Raw genomic sequence first — 17511 nt, forward strand, 5'->3', positions numbered from 1 at the left:
CCGGGAGGGCACCGCATTGCGGCGAACCGCCCGACGAGGCCCCGCCGGCATCCCCTGAGCAACCGGACTCCCCTCATCCGCACAGCCACACAAGGCAGGCATGCCGGACTTGGGCGTTACCGCTTGGTACGTTTCCTGGCATGACCGCAACGAGAGCGGACGCGCCCCCGCCGGCCCTGCGCCTCCCCCAGCGGCGGGGGGTCGAACTCGCCCTGCTGGTCGGCGCCGTGCTCATCCCCGTCCTCGGCTACATCGAGGTCGGACTGGCCCGGCACGACTCCGTGCCGCGGGGCGCGGCCGGTTACGGCGCGGGGCTGGGCCTTCTCGCCCTGGTCGCCCATCTGACCGTCCGGTTACGGGCTCCCTTCGCCGACCCGCTGTTGCTGCCGATCGGCATTCTGCTCAACGGCCTCGGCCTGGTCTTCATCTACCGGCTCGACCTGGAGACCCCGGAGAACCACGCCGCCCCCACCCAGCTCGTCTGGTCCGCACTCGGCGTCGGCTTCTTCATCGCCGTCGTCCTGCTGCTGCGGGACTACCGGGTACTCCAGCGCTACGCCTATCTGAGCGTGGCCACGGCGCTGGTCCTGATGACCGTGCCGATCTTCTTCCCCGACACCAACGGCGCCAAGATCTGGGTCCGGATCGGGGGCCTGTCGTTCCAGCCCGGCGAGTTCGCCAAGATCCTGCTCGCGGTCTTCTTCGCCACCTATCTCGCCGCGAACCGGCACGCCCTGGCGTACACCGGCCGCCGCATCCGGAAACTCCAGCTGCCCACCGGCCGGGTGCTGGGGCCGGTCGTGGCGATCTGGCTGGTCAGCGTCTGCGTCCTGGTCCTCGAACGCGACCTGGGCACCTCATTGCTGTTCTTCGGACTGTTCGTGATCATGCTGTACGTGGCCACCGGCCGGACCGGCTGGATCGCCGTGGGACTGCTGTTGGCGGCGGTGGGCGCGTTCGTCGTCGGCTCCCTGGAACCGCATGTGCACAGCCGCGTCGAGGCCTGGCTGGACCCCTTCGCCAGCATCGAGGCCGGCCGCGGCACCGGTCAGCTCGCCGAGTCGCTGTTCGCCTTCGCCGCGGGCGGGATGCTGGGCACCGGCCTCGGGCAGGGGCACTCGATACTCATCAGCTTCGCCGCCAAGTCCGACTTCATCCTCGCCACCGTGGGCGAGGAGCTGGGGCTCTGGGGACTCACCGCGGTCTTTCTGCTCTACGCCCTCCTGGTGGCCCGCGGCTACCGGGCGGCGCTCGCGCTGCGCGATCCGTTCGGACGGCTGCTCGCGGTCGGCCTCGCCGCGATCGTCGCGCTCCAGGTGTTCGTCATCGCGGGCGGGGTGACCGGGCTGATCCCGCTCACCGGCATGGCGATGCCGTTCCTCGCGCAGGGCGGCTCGTCCGTCGTCACCAACTGGATCATCGTGGCGCTGCTCATCGTGCTCAGCAACGCCGCCCGGCGGCCCCGCCCGACGACCGCCGACACCGGTGTCATCGCCTCCGTGGCGCCCGACGCCCCGGAGAACCCCGGGGAGGGCCGGCCGTGATCCGCTGCACCCGGCATGTCGCCGCCTTCAGCCTGCTGCTCCTGGTCGCGCTGCTCCTCAACGCCTCCCGGGTGCAGGTCCTGGAGGCGGACGACTACGACCACAACGAGGCCAACCGCCGTCTCGCCATCGCGCGGTACGACCGGCCGCGGGGCGACATCCTCGTCGGCGGCACCCCCGTCACCGGCTCGGTGGACACCCATGAACGCCTGCGCTACGAGCGCCGGTACTCCGACGGCCCGCTCTACGCCCCGGTCACCGGCTACGCCTCGCAGACGTACGGCACCTCGCTGCTGGAGGGCACCGAGGACGACCTCCTCTCCGGCACCGACTCCCGGCTGGCCCGGGTGCCACTGTGGAACGACCTCATCCGGAAGCGGCAGCCCGGCGGCGATGTGCACACCACCCTCGAAGCCGGCGTGCAGCGCGCCGCCCACCAGGGGCTGAGCGGCCGGCGGGGCGCGGTGGTCGCGCTGGAGCCGGCCACCGGCCGGATCCTCGCCCTGGTCAGCTCGCCGTCGTACGACCCGGGGGCGCTGGCGGGCACCGGCGCGTCCGCGACCGCGGCCTGGCAGCGGCTGAACACGAGCCCGAGCCGACCCATGCTCAACCGGGCCCTGCGGCAGACCTATCCGCCGGGTTCCACGTTCAAGGTGGTGACCGCGGCGGCGGCGCTGGATGCGGGCGTGGTCGACGAGGTGGGGGACCCCACGGACACCGCGGACCCGTACCGGCTGCCGAACTCCTCCACCCGGCTCACCAACGAGGCCTCCGGCTGCGAGAACGCCACCCTGCTGCACGCCTTCGAGGTGTCCTGCAACACCGTGTTCGCGCGCCTCGGGGTGGACGTGGGGCTGCGCGGCATGGTGGACGCCGCGGAGAGCTTCGGCTTCAACGACAGTGGTCTGCGGATCCCGGTGCGGGTGGCGGAGAGCACCTTCGACACCTCGATGGACCGGGCCCAGCTCGCGCTCTCCTCGATCGGGCAGTTCGACACCCGGGCGACACCGCTGGAGATGGCCATGGTCGCGGCGGCGGTGGCCAACCGCGGGGTGATCCGGCGCCCGGCGCTGGTCCGGAAGGTGACCGCCGCGAACGGCCGGACGGTCTCCACGCACCGCCCCCAGACCTACCGTCGGGCGATGAGCCGGGACACCGCGGACCGGCTCCGGGAGCTGATGGTCGCGGTGGTCACCGACGGAACCGGCACCCGCGCCGCCATCGACGGCGCCGAGGTCGGCGGCAAGACGGGCACCGCACAGCACGGGGTCGACAACTCCGGTACGCCCTATGCGTGGTTCATCTCCTGGGCCCGCGCCGAGGGCGCGGCGAAACCGGCGGTCGCCGTGGCGGTCGTCATCGAGGACGCGGAGGCGGACCGGGCGGACATCAGCGGCGGCGGCAGCGCGGCCCCGATCGCCCGGGAGGTGATGCGGGCCGCGCTGGACTGAGCCACCGGCCGCGGCGGGCACCCGTCGGCTCCCGGGGACCGGCCCCCCCCTCCTCGGCCCCTGGATCAGCCGTCCGCCGCGGTGGCCCCCGCGGCGATGGCGTCCGTCACCTCCTTCGCGCGGGCCTCCTCCTCCGCGGCGAACCGCTCCGCGTCGAGCCGGTCGGCCAGCTCCTCGTCCTGGGCCATCAGCAGATCGAGGCTGGAGTCGCCCAGGTCGAACACGCCCATGTCGAGGTAGGCCCGCTGGAGCCGTTCGCCCCACAGGCCGATGTCCTTGACGCAGGGCACGATCCGGCTGAAGAGCAGCTTCCGGAAGAGGTGCAGGAATTCGGACTGCTCGGTGAACTCGGCGGCCTCCTGCGGCGGGACGCCGAAGTTCTCCAGCACCTCCGTGCCGCGCAGCCGGTCGCGCATCAGATAGCAGCCCTCGATCACGAACTCCTCGCGTTCCCGGAGTTCGGCGTCGCTGAGCTGCCGGTAGTGGTCGCGCAGCGCCATCCGTCCGAAGGCCACGTGGCGGGCCTCGTCCTGCATGACGTAGGCGAGGATCTGCTGCGGCAGCGGCTTGTCGGTGGTGTCCCGGATCATGCCGAAGGCGGCCAGGGCGAGGCCCTCGATGAGCACCTGCATGCCCAGGTACGGCATGTCCCAGCGGGAGTCCCGGAGGGTGTCGCCGAGCAGGGCCTGGAGGTTGTCGTTGATCGGGTAGAGCATCCCGACCTTCTCGTGCAGGAAGCGGCCGTAGATCTCGGCGTGCCGGGCCTCGTCCATGGTCTGGGTCGCGGAGTAGAACTTCGCGTCGAGGTCGGGGACGGACTCCACGATCCGCGCCGCGCAGATCATCGCGCCCTGTTCACCGTGGAGGAACTGGCTGAACTGCCAGGAGGCGTAGTGCCGTCGCAGCTCGCTGCGGTCGCGCTCGGTCATCCGGTCCCAGTAGCGGGTGCCGTACAGGGCCATGGCCTCGTCGGGGGTGCCGAGCGGATCGTACGGGTCGACCTCCAGGTCCCAGTCGATCCGTTTGGCGCCGTCCCACTGTTTGTCCTTGCCCTTCTGGTAGAGGGCCAGGAGCCGGTCGCGGCCGTCGTCGTAGTCCCAGTTGAAGCGGGCCGCGCCGGACGCGGGCACCTGCCATTGACCATCCCCGGGATTCTGCGCGTAGAGCTCATGCGTCGTCATGGACGCCTCCTTGCCTTCACGACACCCGTACAGGGGCGGATGGTTGGCAGGCTCACACGCCGGTTACCCAACGGTCAACAAGTCGGGCGCAAGGGATTGACGGTCTTGCTGACAAGCAGTCTCATAAGGGGGAAGCTTTCGGAGGGCATCACTCCGGAAGCTCGTTCCGCCACGCCCGTAGCGATCAACTCTCTGATGCCACAGGGGATTTGGTGACCGAGCTCCGGGCGTGCCCGTGGCCCTTCCCCGGGCCCGAAGCGCCGATCAGCGAGGTGTTCCAGCGATGATGACGACACCGGACAGCGCCGCGGCCCGGCCCTCCGCCCTCCGGGACGCGCTCGGACCGCTCCGCGACCGGGAGCAGGTCGCCCAGCGGCTGCTCGACTCCTCCGCGAAGCACTCCTTCGACCCGGACACCGAACTCGACTGGGACGCCCCGTTCGAGGACGACAAGTGGTTCTGGCCGCCGGAGCTCGTCTCGCTCTACGACACCCCGCTGTGGCGCCGGATGTCCGAGGAGCAGCGCAGGGAGCTGGCCCGGCACGAGGCCGCGTCGCTCGCCTCGCTCGGCATCTGGTTCGAGATCATCCTGATGCAGCTGCTCGTCCGGCACATCTACGACAAGCCCGTCACCAGCGCCCACGTGCGCTACGCGCTCACCGAGATCGCCGACGAGTGCCGGCACTCGATGATGTTCGCGCGGCTGATCCGCAAGGGCGGCACGCCCGTCTACCCCGTGTCCCGGCTGCACCACAACCTCGCCCGGATCCTCAAGACGGTCTCCACGACGCCCGGTTCGTTCGCCGCCACCCTGCTCGGCGAGGAGATTCTCGACTACATGCAGCGGCTGACCTTCCCGGACGAGCGGATCCAGCCGCTGATCCGCGGCGTCACCCGCATCCACGTGGTGGAGGAGGCCCGGCACGTCCGCTACGCGCGCGAGGAGCTGCGCCGCCAGATGGCGTCCTGCCCGCGGTGGGAGGCCGAGCTGACCCGGATCAGCTCGGGCGAGGCCGCCCGGGTGTTCTCGCTCGCCTTCGTCAATCCGCAGGTCTACACCGATGCCGGGCTGGACCGGCGGGAGGCCGTGGCGCAGGTGAAGGCCAGCGGCCATCGCCGCGAGGTGATGCGGACCGGGGCCCGGCGGCTGACCGACTTCCTCGACGACATCGGCGTGCTGCAGGGCGTGGGCCGCCGGCTGTGGCGCAGCTCCGGGCTGCTGGCGTAGGGCCTGTCGGTGTATTGGCCCATGGATCGCGCCGGGCCCGCCGCCCGTTCCGCAGGGACCGGGCCGGCGCACCGCCGCCTCCGCGCCGTCCACGCACCCTGCTCCCCCGGTGGCACGGCGGTTACCCTGCGGGACATGACAGGCAGCGGAACCGCCCCCACGGCACGGCCGACCCGCTCCCGCGGCGGAGGGCACGACGTCGCGTACCGCAGGATGAGCGTCGAGCAGCGCCGCGCCCAGCTGCTCACCGCGGCGCTGGAACTCTTCGCCCGCCACGCCCCGGAGGACGTCTCGCTGGACGACGTCGCCCACGCCGCGGAGGTCTCCCGGCCGCTGGTCTACCGGTACTTCCCGGGCGGCAAGCAGCAGTTGTACGAGGCCGCGCTGCGCAGTGCGGCCGACGAGCTGGAGCAGTGCTTCGCCGAGCCGCAGACCGGCCCGCTGACCGTCCGGATGTGCCGCGCCCTCGACCGCTATCTGGCCTTCGTCGACGAGCACGACGCGGGCTTCACGGCTCTGCTGCAGGGCGGCAGCGTCGCCGAGACCTCCCGCACCGGCGCGATCGTCGACGAGGTCCGGCGGGCGGCGGCCGAGCAGATCCTGCTGCACATGGGCGCGCCGGACCCCGGGCCGCGGCTGCGGATGATGGTCCGCACCTGGATCACCGCGGTGGAGGCGGCCTCCCTGATCTGGCTGGACGAGACCGCCGGGGCGCCCCGGGGCCGCCGGCCGACCGCCGGCGAGCTGCGCGACTGGCTGGTCGACCACTTCGTCGCGCTGCTCACCGCCACCGCGGCCGGCGACCCGCAGACCGCGCGGGTGACGGTGGCCGCGCTGGCGCTGGAGCGGGCCGACGGACCGGCGGGGTCCCTGGCCCGGCGGGTCGTACCCCTGGTGCGCGAGGCCGCCCACCTGCTGGACGGCGGCCCCCCGGCGGGCGGTACCGGGCACGCCGGCTGACGGCGGGCCCGGGCGGGCGCCGCCCGGCGCACCGGGTGAAGATGGTGCGGTGAGAAGCGAGGACACACTCTTTGTCGGCGGCCCGCTGGACGGCAGGGTCCTGCCGGTGCTCCTGGGGATCACCGGCCATCCGCCCAAGGTGTACGAGGTTCCGGTGCCCGGTCCGGAGGGCGGCGAGCCGACGGTCCATGTCTATCTGCGGGTCCCGGCCGGGCACTCCAGGCTGGGGATCCAGCGCGGGTGGAAGTACGCGTACGCGCCGGAGGGCCGGCCGGCGGGCGGCCCGAAGTGGCCGTGGTCGAAGCCCGGCCGGTGACACCGGCCGCGGTCGCGGACCGGCCGGCACGGAACCGCCGGGACCGGACGCCGGGGGCGCACCGGGGGTCGCGGGGTGGTCCATGCGTGGCCGCTTGGCCCGGCCCCGACCATAGATCCCGACAATACGACCATCTCTGAAATAGTGTCAGAAGACCGGGCAACCTGCCCAGCTCTCTGATGCACCGGAGGTGAGTCCGTGTCAGGACGGTTCGCACGGTCGGTCCGTACGGCGGCGGTGGTCGCCGGAACCGCGCTCGCGGTGTCGGCTCCGCCGCCGCTCGCAGGCGCCGCTCCCGCCGACCCGCCCGTCCGGGAGCTGCTGACGCAGCTTCAGACCTACTACCGGAAGGCCGAGGAGGCCGGCGAGGCGTACAACGCCACCGCGGAACGGTTCCGGAAGCAGCGGGCCGAGGTCATCCGGCTCAACGGCCGGCTGGCCATCGCCCGGACCGAGCTGACCAAGGGGCAGGGCAACGCGAACCGCCTGGTCAGGGACCAGTACCAGGGGGCCACCGCCGAGCTCTCCCCCTATCTCCGGCTGCTGCTGAGCCGCCGGCCGCAGACCTTCCTCGACGAGAGCCACCTCCTCCAGCGGGCCGCGGACGAACGCGCCGAAGCACTGGTCCGGCTGGCCCGGGGAGAGCGCCGGCTCGCCGGCCTGGCGCGCGAGGCCCGGACCGCGCTGGAGCGGCAGCAGACGCTGGCGCGGCGCAGGGTGGAGCAGCGGGACACGGCGCAGCGCCGGCTCGACGAGGTGGAGCGGATGCTCGCCTCGCTGTCCGCGGAGCAGCTGGCGGAGCTGGGCCGGCTGGAGCAGGAGGACACCGGCACCGCCCAGCGGGCCCTGATGGGGTCGGGCGCGCTGGACACGGAGCGAGCGCCGTCCCGGGCGGGCGACCGGGCCGTGCGCTACGCGGTCGAACAGATCGGCCGGCCGTACGCCTGGGGCGCGGTGGGGCCGGACTCCTTCGACTGCTCCGGGCTCACCCAGCAGGCGTGGACCCGGGCGGGCCGGTCCATCCCGCGGACCAGCCAGGAGCAGTGGCAGCGGCTGCGGCGGGTGCCGCTGCGGGACGTCCGGCCCGGTGACCTGGTGGTGTACTTCCCGGAGGCGACGCATGTGGCCCTGTACGTCGGCGAGGGCATGGTGGTGCACGCCCCGCGGCCGGGCACGGACGTGAAGGTCTCGCCGCTGGCGGCCAACCCCCTGCTGGGGGTGGTCCGGCCGGACGACCACGAGCCGTCGCTGGCGCGCTACGTCCCGCCGGAGCTCCCCGAGGGCGCGGCGGACGGGGACGACACGGGATACTCCGGGGCCCCGGGGCAACGGGCGGTGTGATCCGCGGCGGGCCGTCCCGGACGGTTCCGGGTGCTCCGTGCGTGCCGCGCGCTGCCGGTCGGGAGCCCGGTCCGGATCCCCGCCCGGACGGGCCACCGGGCGCCCCGCGTCACCGTGAGGGGGACACGGGACGCCCGGTGGCGGGCCGTCCGAAGGCGGCGGTACCGGCCCGTCGCCGGCCCGCCGGCCGGGGCCGTCAGGCTCCCGCGACCGACCCCAGGTACGCCGCCGTCTTCTCCGGCTCGTAGAAGAAGTTCTCGAAGTCGGCCGGGTTGTTGAAGCCGTTGGCGAAGCGGTCGGCGACCGGCTGGAGCTGGCCGGCGGCGCCGATCAGGTTCAGGATGTGCTCCGGCGGCGGGGCCAGCATCGCGTTGGTCCACTTGGTGACGTGCTGGGCGGTGGCCCAGTAGCGGTCGAAGGTGGCCTGCATCCACTCCTCGTCGAACGGCTTGTCGCCGTGCTCGACGATGCTCGCCAGGTAGGCGGCGGCGCACTTCGACGCCGAGTTGGAACCCTGGCCGGTGATCGGGTCGTTGGCGACGACCACGTCGGCCACGCCCAGCGCGAGCCCGCCGCCGGGCAGCCGGCCGACCGGGTTGCGCACGGTGGGGGCGTACCGTCCCGCGAGCGTGCCGTTGGCGTCCGTCAGCTCGGCCTTGGTGGCGCGGGCGTACTCCCAGGGAGTGAACTTCTCCATCAGCTCCAGGGTCAGCGCCAGGTGCTCGTTGGGGTCCTTGACGCCCTGGAACGCGTCGAGCGGCCCGCCGGGGATGCCCTCCCAGAAGAGGATGTCGGCCCGGCCGGAGGTGGTGTAGGTGGGCATGATGAACAGCTCACCGACGCCCGGCACCAGGTTGCAGCGGACGGCGTCGGTCTCCGGGTGCTCCGGGCGCGGGCCCAGACCGTGCACGTAGGAGACGGCCAGCGCGCGCTGCGGGGTGTCGTACGGGGAACGGGCGGCGTCGCGGCCGAACATCGAGACCAGCTCGCCCTTGCCGGCGGTGACCAGCACCAGGTCGTAGCGGCGGGAGAAGAAGTCGAGGTCGGAGACGGCGGCGCCGTGGATGACCAGCTGGCCGCCGCGCTGCGCGAAGGTCTCCATCCAGCCGGCCATCTTCACCCGCTGGTCGACGGACTGCGCGTAGCCGTCGAGCGAACCCAGCCAGTCGATGATCCGCCCGCGGCTCTCGCCCGCGGCCGGCGGCTCGGGGTTGGCCACGGAGACGCCGAGCCCCTCGATCCGCGGGGCCTGGCTCTCCCAGAAGTTGATCTGGAGGTCGCGCTCGTGCTGGAGCGCGGTGTGGAACATGCACTGGGTGGACATCACGCGACCGGTGCGTATCTCGTCCGCCGTGCGGTTCGACATCAGGGTGACCTCGTACCCCTGCGACTGCAGGCCCAAGGCGAGTTGGAGACCGGACTGGCCGGCCCCCACGACGAGTATCTTCCGCATGGCTGGACTCTCTCTCAACACATAAAAGGAACGCTGCGTTCCGGAACAGCGGGGCCGAGGCTACGTCACTGAGCAGTGACGTCAAGCGCGTGGCCCACCAGCTGCAACAGCGATTCGACGACGGTGATCCGCTTCCGCGCGTCCATGATCACCACCGGCACGTGCGCCGGAACGGACAACGCCTCGCGCACATCCGCCACTTCGTACTCGGGCGTGCCCTCGAAGTGGTTGACCGCGACGACGTACGGGAACCCACAGCTCTCGAAGTAGTCGAGGGCCGGGAAGGAGTCGTCCAGCCTGCGGGTGTCGGCCAGCACGACGGCACCGATCGCGCCGCGCACCAGGTCGTCCCACATGAACCAGAAGCGCTGCTGGCCGGGGGTGCCGAAGAGATAGAGCACCAGGTCCTGGTCGAGCGTGATGCGGCCGAAGTCCATGGCGACCGTCGTCGTGCCCTTGTCCGGGGTCGCGGCGAGGTCGTCGATGTCCTCACTGGCCTGCGTCATCACCGCCTCGGTGGTGAGCGGAGTGATCTCCGAGACCGAGCCGACGAAGGTCGTCTTGCCGACGCCGAAGCCGCCGGCCACCACGATCTTGGTGGCGATGGGGGCCCGGGTGTGGTCCGTCTGCCAGCTCTGCAGGCCTTCTTCGGTGGCCCCGCCCGTGGTCATGGTGGTGGCGTCAGAGCCTTCGAAGTCCACTGAGCACCCTTTCGAGCAGCGCGCGGTCGGGCCGGCCGGTGTCGTTCCCGGAGCCGTAGACGCGGATCTTTCCCTGGTCGGCCAAGTCGCTGAGCAGTACGCGGACCACGCCCAGCGGCATGCTCAGCAGCGCGGAGATCTCGGCGACCGACCGCATGCGGCGGCACAGCTCGACGATCATCCGCATTTCCGGCATGACGCGGTCGGCCCACCCGCCGGAGGTGAGTTCCCGCCGCTCCTCGGGGGCGTCGAGGGCCGCCACGAAGGTCTCGACGAGCAGCACGTGGCCGAACCGGGTGCGGCCACCGGTCAGCGAGTAGGGGCGTACGCGGGCGGGTTTGCGGTCCCCGCTTCGGGTGGGCAGCTTGGGTGAGGAGGTCACTGGTCCCTCTCCATGGACTTGCGCAGTTCGCTGCGGAGTTCGGGGGTGAGCACGTGGCCGGCACGGCCGACGAACAGGGCCATGTGGTAGGCGACGACGCTCATGTCGCAGTCCGGGGTGGCGTGCACACCGAGCAGCGAACCGTCGCTGATCGACATGACGAAGAGGCTGCCCTCGTCCATCGCGACCATGGTCTGCTTCACGTTGCCGGCGTCCATCAGCCGGGCGGCGCCGGTGGTGAGGGCGCCGAGCCCGGACACGATGGTGGCGAGGTCGGCACTCGATCCCCGGGGGCCTTCCTGCTGCTCGCCCGTCCGCTGCGCCGCGAGCCCCGGGTCGGAGGCGAGCAGCAGCAGACCGTCGGACGAGACGACCGCGACCGCGTGGACGCCGGGCACCTCGTCGACCAGGTTGCTCAGCAGCCAGTGCAGGTTACGGGCCTCGTTGCTCCCGCCGTGACCCGGCGCCCGGTGCTCCGGGCCGGCCTTGGTATACGCGTTCAACCGCGTGCCTCCTCGACTGTGCCACCGTCGTCCTGTGCCCCCGTCTGGTGCTGTCCGGTTCGTTCCACGGTCTCGGCCTCGGCGTCGCGTCGGCCGTCGCGACTGCCCTGCTGGAACCCGCCGAGCCTGCGGCGCAGGGCATCGGCGTCGACGGAACCCTTGCGCTCCCGCTTGGGTCCCGTGGGCGCCACGGTCCGGGGCGTCCGCTTGGGCAGCCCCTTGTCCGTGACGCGTTCCCACTTCGGTGCCCGCTGACCGGGCTCTTCCCCCTCCGCGGACGGCTGCTGCGCAGGCTCCGCGGCGTCCTGTGCCGGCTCCGCGGCCGGGGTCGCCCCGGCCGGGCCGTCGACCCGCTCCCACTGGGCCGCCCGCGGGCCGGAGTCACCGCTCGCGTCGCCGGCCGCCGGTGTGTCCGCCGGCTGTGCGGCGCTCGCCGGGTCGGCCTGCTGCGGCACCCGGAGCGGCTGGGTCGGCTGGTCGAGCCGTCCGGTCGTCCCCTCGTCCGCGGTGCGGGCGTGCTCCTCGGACCCGGCGGCGTACGGGGCGGTCCCGTCGGCCGGCTCCGGCTCCGGCACCGACTGCGCCTCCGCGACGGCCCGTTCGGCCGCCGCCACCAGCGGGTCTTCGGAGGTCAGGGCCAGCGACGGGACACCGGGCTCCCGGGCGTCCTCCTGCGCCGGCCGCTCGGTCTCCGACGGCTGCGGCGTCGCCGGGGACACGATGAGCGGGTCCGGCAGCGGGGTCTCGCCCGTCGGGGCGCCGTCCGGGTCCGGGCCGGACGGGGCTTCCGCGGCCGACTCCGGAACGGTGCCGCCGGGCGCCGCCGGGGCCGCGGGCTCCTGCGGCCCGGCGTCCGCCGCGGACCGCGCCGCGGGCAGGACGGCCGTACGGTGCGGCAGCGCGTTGGAGTTGGCCTCCGCGACCGAGCCCGGCAGGCTCACCGCGGGGGTAGCGCCCGGCTTCCCGGACGCGGAACCGCCGGCGGCGGTCGGCGCGGGACGGGTCGGGAGTATCGACTTGGGGAGGACGACCACGGCCGCCACCCCGCCCTGCTTCTGGTCGCGCAGCTCCACCCGGGCGCCGTGCCGGGCCGCGAGCCGGGCCACCACGTAGAGCCCCAGCCCGAGCGCGTGGTCCTCGCCGGTGACACCGGCGGCGTCGTGCGGATGCGGGTCGGCGAGCCGGGCGTTCAGCTCAGCCAGCCGCTCCTCGGTCATCCCGATGCCCTCGTCCTGGACGGAGAGCATGACCTCACCGCTCTCCAGCAGCCAGCCGGAGAGCTGGACGTCGGCGTCCGGCGGGGAGAACGCCGTGGCGTTCTCCAGCAGTTCCGCGACGAGGTGGCTGACGGCGTCGGCGGCGAAGCCCGCGATCCGGGCGTGCGGCGGGAGGGACTGGATCTGCACCCGCTCGTAGCGCTCGATCTCGCTGATGGCGGCCCGCAGCACGTCCAGCAGCGGCACCGGTCCGCTGTGCCCGTTGCCGTACTCGGAGCCGGCGAGGACCAGCAGGTTCTCGCTGTAGCGCCGCATCCGGGTGGCCAGGTGGTCGAGCTTGAAGAGGGTGTCCAGCCGCTCCGGCTCCTGCTCCCGGTCCTCCAGCCCCTCGATCACTCCGAGCTGCCGCTCGACCAGGCCGAGGGTGCGCAGCGCGAGGTTGACGTGGCTGCCGTGGATCCGGTCCTGGACGCCGGCGAGCAGCTCGGTGAGCTCCTTCTGCTTGCCGAGCAGTTCCTCCCGCTGGTCGGCGAGGCGCTGCCGTTCGGCGACCAGCCGGGTGCGGTCGTCGCCGAGCTGCTCGGACCGGGCGTGCTGCCGGGCCGCGGCCTCCCGCAGCTCGTTGACGGCCGCGACGACCTCGGCGAACTCGTCGTTGCGGCCGGTGTAGCGCACCGGCTCCTCCGCGAGCGGGTCGGCCGCGACCCGGCGGGCGCCGCGCCGCAGCGCGGACAGCGGCCGGGTCATGGAGCGGGCCGCCGACATGCTGATGCCGACCGCGAGCAGCAGGCAGACCACGCCCAGCGCGATCCGCATCTCCAGCGCGGAGACGTCGTCGTCGCGCAGCTGGGCGAGCTGGGTGGTCCCGGTGGAGGTGAGCGCGGACTCCGCGGCCCGCATCCGGTCGACCCGGGCGGACAGGGCGGCGTCGACCCGGTTGCGGTTGAGCCGGACGTCCTGCGCGGAGAGCCGCGGCTGGTCGGTGAGCCGGGCCAGGTAGGCCTCGGCGGTGCCGACCTCGGTGCCGTTGACGGTGCTGGTGTAGCGGTCGGCCGCGGCCTCGGGGGCCGTCTGGTCGAACTCGGCGAGCGCCGCCTGCTCCTGCACCCGGGCGCGCTGGCCGGCGGCGGTGAGCTGCGGCTGGCTGCCGCCGCCGGAGAGCGCGCCGAGGAGCAGCGCGCGGGTGGCCGAGGCCTGTTCGACGGCGCGGCCGAGGGCGGGCAGCGCCTCGGTGGAGCCGTCGGTGGCGCGCGGCGGTGTCCGGCGGGCCAGATCGGTGGAGACCCCGTGCAGCGCCTGGACGGTCTCGCTGTACGCGGTGAAGGTGTGCAGCGCGTCGCCCCGGCCGGAGAGCGCCTCCTGGCGCAGCTCGGGCAGGGCGTCCAGGACGCGCCGCAGGTCGGCCGGGGCGTCGGGACGGATCTCCGCCACCTGCCGGTCGACCCGGGCGCGGCGGGTCTCGGAGACGGCCGCGGCGCCGGAGGCGTTGCTGCGGCGGGCCGCGACGAACTCCGTCATCACGTCCCGCTCGTCGGCCAGGGAATGGGCGAGCGCGACGGCCTGCCCGTTCAGTTCCGACAGGGTGACGAGCCGCTGGGACTCCGTCAGGTCGTGTGACGGGCCGGCGACACCGGGGGCGGCCGCCGCAATGACGGCGACGCCCACGACGGCCACCGACGCGACCAGGCGGTTACGGACCCGCGCGGTGCGCTGCGGCGTGGGGTTCGCCCCGCCGCCCTCCGTGCCCTTCGGTCCACGATCTCTGCCCCGAGGCCACATCTTCTGCACCGGTGCTCGCAATCTGTACTCGTCCGCCCATGGCCGAGGTGACGACAGTTCACTGGCTGACCTGCTGCGCGCGGAGCGCGACGGGCGTCCACCCCCACCCCCAGGTACGAAATCGACCATTCCAGTACCGGTGTGGGCGAGGCATTCATCGCCCGGCTGGCCACCCGAACGAGTGAACATCACGACTGAGTTGAGGAACAACTCCCTCGACACCCTGTCTAACGCGTTCCGCGCGCGCCGGTTGGAAAAGACCGCGGGGGCCTGGCAAGATGCCCGCCCGCAGCGCGCCGGAGCCCGTCGAATCCGGTGGAATCCCGGCAGCCGGGACACCGGCCGGGGCGGTTCCCGCGCAGGTCAGAGCCGTTTGGCCGAAAGCATTCGGACGTCCGGCAGACTGGCCGCATGCGCATCGACGTCACCACCGAACCCGGGGATCCCCAACACCCCAACGAGGACTACGCATCGGTGGCCCTACCAGCGTCGGGCCGAGGCGGTGCGCTCGTCCTGCTGGACGGGGTGACCCCACCGGCGGACGAGGCCGGATGCACGCACGGTGTTCCGTGGTTCACCGCCCGCCTCGGCGGCGCCCTGCTCGAACTGTCCGGTTCGCGGCGGGATATGACGCTGACGTCCTGCCTCGCGGACGCCATCAGGCGCGCCGCGGACGCTCACTCCGGGGTGTGTGACCTTTCTCACGTCCGCACGCCGCAGGCCACCGTCGTGGCTGTGCGCTGGGACGACGCCGTCGTGGAGCATCTGGTGCTGTCGGACTCCGTGCTGTTGCTCGAGGCGGCGGACGGCACCGTCACGCCGGTCCTCGACGACCGCCTCCACCGGCTCCCGGACTCCGTCCGGGAGCTGGGGGCCACCGCGCGCTCCCTGCCGCGCGGTTCGGCGGAACGGGCGGCGGCGCGTGCCGAGTACGGCCGCGCCGTCGAGTCCCTGCGCAACGCCACGGGCGGGTTCTTCACCGCCGCCGCCGACCCGGAGGTGGCCCGGCTGGCCGTGACCGGCAGCACGCCGCGGGCGGACGTGCGGTCCGTCGCCGCGCTGACGGACGGCGCGGCCCGCTGGACCGAGGTCTTCCGCAGGGGCGACTGGGCGGCGTGCCTCTCGGTGCTGCGCGGGGCGGGAACCCGGGCGCTGGTCACCGCGGTACGGGAGGCGGAGGCCGCCGACCCGGAGGGCGAGGCGTACCCGCGGGGGAAGGCACGGGACGACGCGTCAGTGGTGTTCGCGGAGCTCTGACGGCAAGCCGTGGGGTCTGACGGCAGGCCGGAGGTTGCGATGGCCGGCCGGGCTGCGCTGGGCAGGCCGGAGGCCCGGCGGCCCTGCTAGAGGGCTGCCGGGCCTCCGTGCGGTGTGTGCGAAGGGGGCGTCAGGCCTTGACCGGCAGGGAGACGAGCGCGCGGGACCGGAACGAGGTCCGCCACGGCAGTTCGTCCGCCGGGCCCGCCAACGCCAGGTCCGGGAAGCGGCGCAGCAGGGTGTCGAGGGCGATGCCGATCTCCATGCGGGCCAGGGGCGCCCCGAGGCAGTAGTGGATGCCGTGCCCGAGGGAGAGGTGACCGGTGTCCTCGCGCCGGATGTCGAAACGGTCCGGATCCGGGTAGCGGTCGGGGTCGCGGTTGGCGGAGGCCAGGCACAGCAGCACCGTGTCGCCGGACGGAATGTCCACGCCGCCGACGTCCATCGTCTCCAGCGGGAAGCGCCGGATGGCCATCTGCTGCGGCATGGCGAAGCGGTGGATCTCCTCCACCGCCCCGGGCAGCAGGCCGGGGTCGGCGCGGAGGGCTTCGAGTTGCTCGGGGTGCTCGAAGAGGGTCAGCAAGCCGGCGCTGATGAGGTGCTGCGCGTTCTCGCTGCCCCCCAGGAGGATCAGGAAAGCCAGGGAGACGAGTTCGTCCTCGCTCAGCCGGTCGCCGTCGTCACGGACGGCGATCAGCTCGGAGAGCAGATTGCCGTCGGGCTCGGCGCGGCGCAGCGCGACGAGATCGATCAGATAGCGGTGGAGGAAGTCGACCGCCTCGGGGATCTGGCGGGGGTGCTCCGGGGTGAACATCTCGGCGGTGCGGTCCGCGAACGGCCGACGGTCCGCCTCGGGCACGCCGAGGAGGTCGCCGATGACGGCCAGTGGCAACGGCAGGGAGTAGTCGGCGACGATGTCGGCCGAGCCGTCCTTCTCGATGCGCTGCGCCAGGCCGTCGGCGAGCCGGTCGGCGGTGGCCCGGACGCGCTCGCGCAGGGCCTCGACGGACCGGGGTGTGAAGCCCTTGGAGATCAGCCGGCGCAGGCGGAGGTGGTGGTCGGGGTCGATGTTGAGGAGATTGGCGTCCAGCGCCGGGGGCAGCGAGAAGCCCTTGTACCCCTCCCCGGAATCGTCCTTGTTCACCGACAGCCTGGGGTCGGCGAGACCGGCCCGGACGTCCGCCTCGCGGGTGACGAGCCAGACCGGCGACCCGTCGGGGAGGGCGATGCGGTGCACGGGGTGCTCGGCGCGGAGGCGCGCGTACAGGGGGTAGGGGTCCTTCAGGCACGCGGTGTCGAAGGGCTGGGGCAGGGCCTCGCGCTCGGCGGAGGTCTCCGTCGTCATGGTGAGCTCCCTTTCGGAACTGCGGGGGCGCTCCCCGGTAGTTGCCCGTCGGTGGTTACTCGTCGGTTTCGCTTTCCACGTTCAGACGGTTGAGCAACCGGGCCAGTTCCGCGATCTCGCCGCTGTCCCAGGTGGCGAGTTTCCGGACGTACCGCGCACGGCGGGCCTTGCGGACGGCGGAGAAGCGGGTGCGGCCCTCGTCGGTGAGCGCCACGAGGGAGGCCCGGCCGTCGGCGGGGTCCGGCTCCCGGACGACCAGTCCGAGCTCCTCCAGGGCCCGCAGCTGACGGCTCATCGTCGCCTTGCCGACGCCGAAGTAGCCCGCGAGATCGGTGGCCCGCTGCGCTCCGGCGTCCTCCAGCCGGACGAGCAGGCCGTAGGCGGCCGGTTCGAGGTCGGGGTGCACCGCGCGGGCCATCTCGCCGGAGGAGGCCCGGGCGCGGCGCAGGAAGACCGCCAACTCCCGTTCCAGCGCGAGAAAGGCCTGGTCCCCGCCGTCCGTGCGGTCGGCTCCGGCAGTCTCCTCGGGGCCGCCGGCCCCAGTGTTGTGCACGTCAGCACCCTCTCCGGCTGTCCTCTTCGGGGTTCTCCCCGGCGGCGGCTGGTGCCGCTCTCCCCAGTATTTCTCAGAAGCGGCAGGGACTGTCATCTGCCCCTTGCGGGCCCCGGGCTGCCGCCGGGGCGGGGAACCGCCCCTGCGGGCCTTTGGTGGGACGGGGTGCGGCGGGAGAAGCACGGTGGGACGGGCCGGAGACACGCGAACGGCCGGGGGGGGCGGGGGGGGCGGGGCGCCCCCCCCCCCCCCGGGGGGGGGGGGGGGGGGGGGGGGGGGGGGGGGGTGGGGGGGGGGGTG

General features: G+C 73.2%; 15 protein-coding genes. 7 read left to right on the forward strand and 8 right to left on the reverse strand.

Annotated features, from left to right (window positions below; translation table 11 throughout):
* Positions 1–140: 140 nt before the first annotated feature.
* Positions 141–1544: an FtsW/RodA/SpoVE family cell cycle protein gene (locus ACFYYR_RS13740; protein WP_388851291.1), complete on the forward strand. Its 1404-nt coding sequence runs from the start codon at positions 141–143 to the stop codon at positions 1542–1544.
* Positions 1541–2995 carry a penicillin-binding transpeptidase domain-containing protein gene (locus tag ACFYYR_RS13745; RefSeq protein ID WP_388851294.1) on the forward strand — a complete coding sequence of 485 codons (1455 nt, stop codon included), beginning with the start codon at positions 1541–1543 and terminating at the stop codon, positions 2993–2995. The genes ACFYYR_RS13740 and ACFYYR_RS13745 overlap by 4 nt, the downstream gene beginning before the upstream one ends.
* 65 nt (positions 2996–3060) lie before the next feature.
* Here ACFYYR_RS13745 and ACFYYR_RS13750 read toward each other — a convergent pair whose 3' ends face one another.
* A complete protein-coding gene (locus tag ACFYYR_RS13750) occupies positions 3061–4176 on the reverse strand; it encodes a ferritin-like domain-containing protein (RefSeq protein ID WP_388851297.1) in 1116 nt (371 codons plus the stop codon).
* A gap of 283 nt (positions 4177–4459) precedes the next feature.
* Between ACFYYR_RS13750 and ACFYYR_RS13755 the strand changes: the two genes are divergently transcribed.
* The 4 genes from ACFYYR_RS13755 to ACFYYR_RS13770 all read left to right on the forward strand — a co-directional run bounded on the left by ACFYYR_RS13755 (position 4460) and on the right by ACFYYR_RS13770 (position 8021).
* Positions 4460–5404: a diiron oxygenase gene (locus tag ACFYYR_RS13755; RefSeq protein ID WP_388851300.1), complete on the forward strand. Its 945-nt coding sequence runs from the start codon at positions 4460–4462 to the stop codon at positions 5402–5404.
* A 135-nt stretch (positions 5405–5539) separates the two neighbouring features.
* Positions 5540–6364, forward strand: coding sequence for a TetR/AcrR family transcriptional regulator (locus ACFYYR_RS13760; RefSeq protein ID WP_388851303.1), 825 nt, complete (start codon positions 5540–5542; stop codon positions 6362–6364).
* A 49-nt stretch (positions 6365–6413) separates the two neighbouring features.
* The gene (locus tag ACFYYR_RS13765) at positions 6414–6680 is read left to right on the forward strand and encodes a hypothetical protein (protein ID WP_388851306.1); all 267 of its coding nucleotides are present in this window, start codon (positions 6414–6416) and stop codon (positions 6678–6680) included.
* 198 nt (positions 6681–6878) lie between these two features.
* A complete protein-coding gene (locus tag ACFYYR_RS13770) occupies positions 6879–8021 on the forward strand; it encodes an NlpC/P60 family protein (RefSeq protein ID WP_388851309.1) in 1143 nt (380 codons plus the stop codon).
* A 196-nt stretch (positions 8022–8217) separates the two neighbouring features.
* Here the strand turns inward: ACFYYR_RS13770 and ACFYYR_RS13775 are convergent, their stop codons facing one another.
* The 5 genes from ACFYYR_RS13775 to ACFYYR_RS13795 all read right to left on the reverse strand — a co-directional run bounded on the left by ACFYYR_RS13775 (position 8218) and on the right by ACFYYR_RS13795 (position 13951).
* Entirely contained in the window at positions 8218–9474 is a 1257-nt protein-coding gene (locus ACFYYR_RS13775; protein ID WP_388851312.1) for a styrene monooxygenase/indole monooxygenase family protein, read from the reverse strand.
* A 65-nt stretch (positions 9475–9539) separates the two neighbouring features.
* Entirely contained in the window at positions 9540–10145 is a 606-nt protein-coding gene (locus tag ACFYYR_RS13780; RefSeq protein WP_388851415.1) for an ATP/GTP-binding protein, read from the reverse strand.
* Positions 10146–10155: 10 nt separating this feature from the next.
* Positions 10156–10557, reverse strand: coding sequence for a DUF742 domain-containing protein (locus ACFYYR_RS13785; protein ID WP_388851315.1), 402 nt, complete (start codon positions 10555–10557; stop codon positions 10156–10158).
* Positions 10554–11060 carry a roadblock/LC7 domain-containing protein gene (locus ACFYYR_RS13790; RefSeq protein WP_388851318.1) on the reverse strand — a complete coding sequence of 169 codons (507 nt, stop codon included), beginning with the start codon at positions 11058–11060 and terminating at the stop codon, positions 10554–10556. Before ACFYYR_RS13790 ends, ACFYYR_RS13785 begins: the two co-directional genes overlap by 4 nt.
* A complete protein-coding gene (locus tag ACFYYR_RS13795) occupies positions 11057–13951 on the reverse strand; it encodes a nitrate- and nitrite sensing domain-containing protein (protein WP_388851321.1) in 2895 nt (964 codons plus the stop codon). Before ACFYYR_RS13795 ends, ACFYYR_RS13790 begins: the two co-directional genes overlap by 4 nt.
* Positions 13952–14467: 516 nt before the next feature.
* Here ACFYYR_RS13795 and ACFYYR_RS13800 point away from each other — a divergent pair.
* The gene (locus ACFYYR_RS13800) at positions 14468–15313 is read left to right on the forward strand and encodes a hypothetical protein (RefSeq protein WP_388851324.1); all 846 of its coding nucleotides are present in this window, start codon (positions 14468–14470) and stop codon (positions 15311–15313) included.
* Between the two features lie 130 nt (positions 15314–15443).
* On the opposite strand, the gene ACFYYR_RS13805 is transcribed toward ACFYYR_RS13800, so the two are convergent.
* Entirely contained in the window at positions 15444–16658 is a 1215-nt protein-coding gene (locus tag ACFYYR_RS13805) for a cytochrome P450 (protein ID WP_388851327.1), read from the reverse strand.
* 55 nt (positions 16659–16713) lie between these two features.
* Entirely contained in the window at positions 16714–17211 is a 498-nt protein-coding gene (locus ACFYYR_RS13810; protein ID WP_388851330.1) for a MarR family winged helix-turn-helix transcriptional regulator, read from the reverse strand.
* Between the last annotated feature and the right edge of the window lie 300 nt (positions 17212–17511).

It is taken from the genome of Streptomyces sp. NPDC001922 (assembly GCF_042891165.1).
In the GTDB taxonomy this organism is placed as follows: domain Bacteria; phylum Actinomycetota; class Actinomycetes; order Streptomycetales; family Streptomycetaceae; genus Streptomyces.

Excerpts from the sequence above, each read along its gene's own strand:
- ACFYYR_RS13760 (WP_388851303.1), top strand. The coding sequence starts at position 5,540 with ATGACAGGCAGCGGAACCGCCCCCACGGCACGGCCGACCCGCTCCCGC.
- ACFYYR_RS13800 (WP_388851324.1), top strand. The coding sequence starts at position 14,468 with ATGCGCATCGACGTCACCACCGAACCCGGGGATCCCCAACACCCCAAC.
- ACFYYR_RS13775 (WP_388851312.1), bottom strand. The coding sequence starts at position 9,474 with ATGCGGAAGATACTCGTCGTGGGGGCCGGCCAGTCCGGTCTCCAACTC.
- ACFYYR_RS13755 (WP_388851300.1), top strand. The coding sequence starts at position 4,460 with ATGATGACGACACCGGACAGCGCCGCGGCCCGGCCCTCCGCCCTCCGG.
- ACFYYR_RS13780 (WP_388851415.1), bottom strand. The coding sequence starts at position 10,145 with ATGACCACGGGCGGGGCCACCGAAGAAGGCCTGCAGAGCTGGCAGACG.
- ACFYYR_RS13805 (WP_388851327.1), bottom strand. The coding sequence starts at position 16,658 with ATGACGACGGAGACCTCCGCCGAGCGCGAGGCCCTGCCCCAGCCCTTC.
- ACFYYR_RS13740 (WP_388851291.1), top strand. The coding sequence starts at position 141 with ATGACCGCAACGAGAGCGGACGCGCCCCCGCCGGCCCTGCGCCTCCCC.
- ACFYYR_RS13750 (WP_388851297.1), bottom strand. The coding sequence starts at position 4,176 with ATGACGACGCATGAGCTCTACGCGCAGAATCCCGGGGATGGTCAATGG.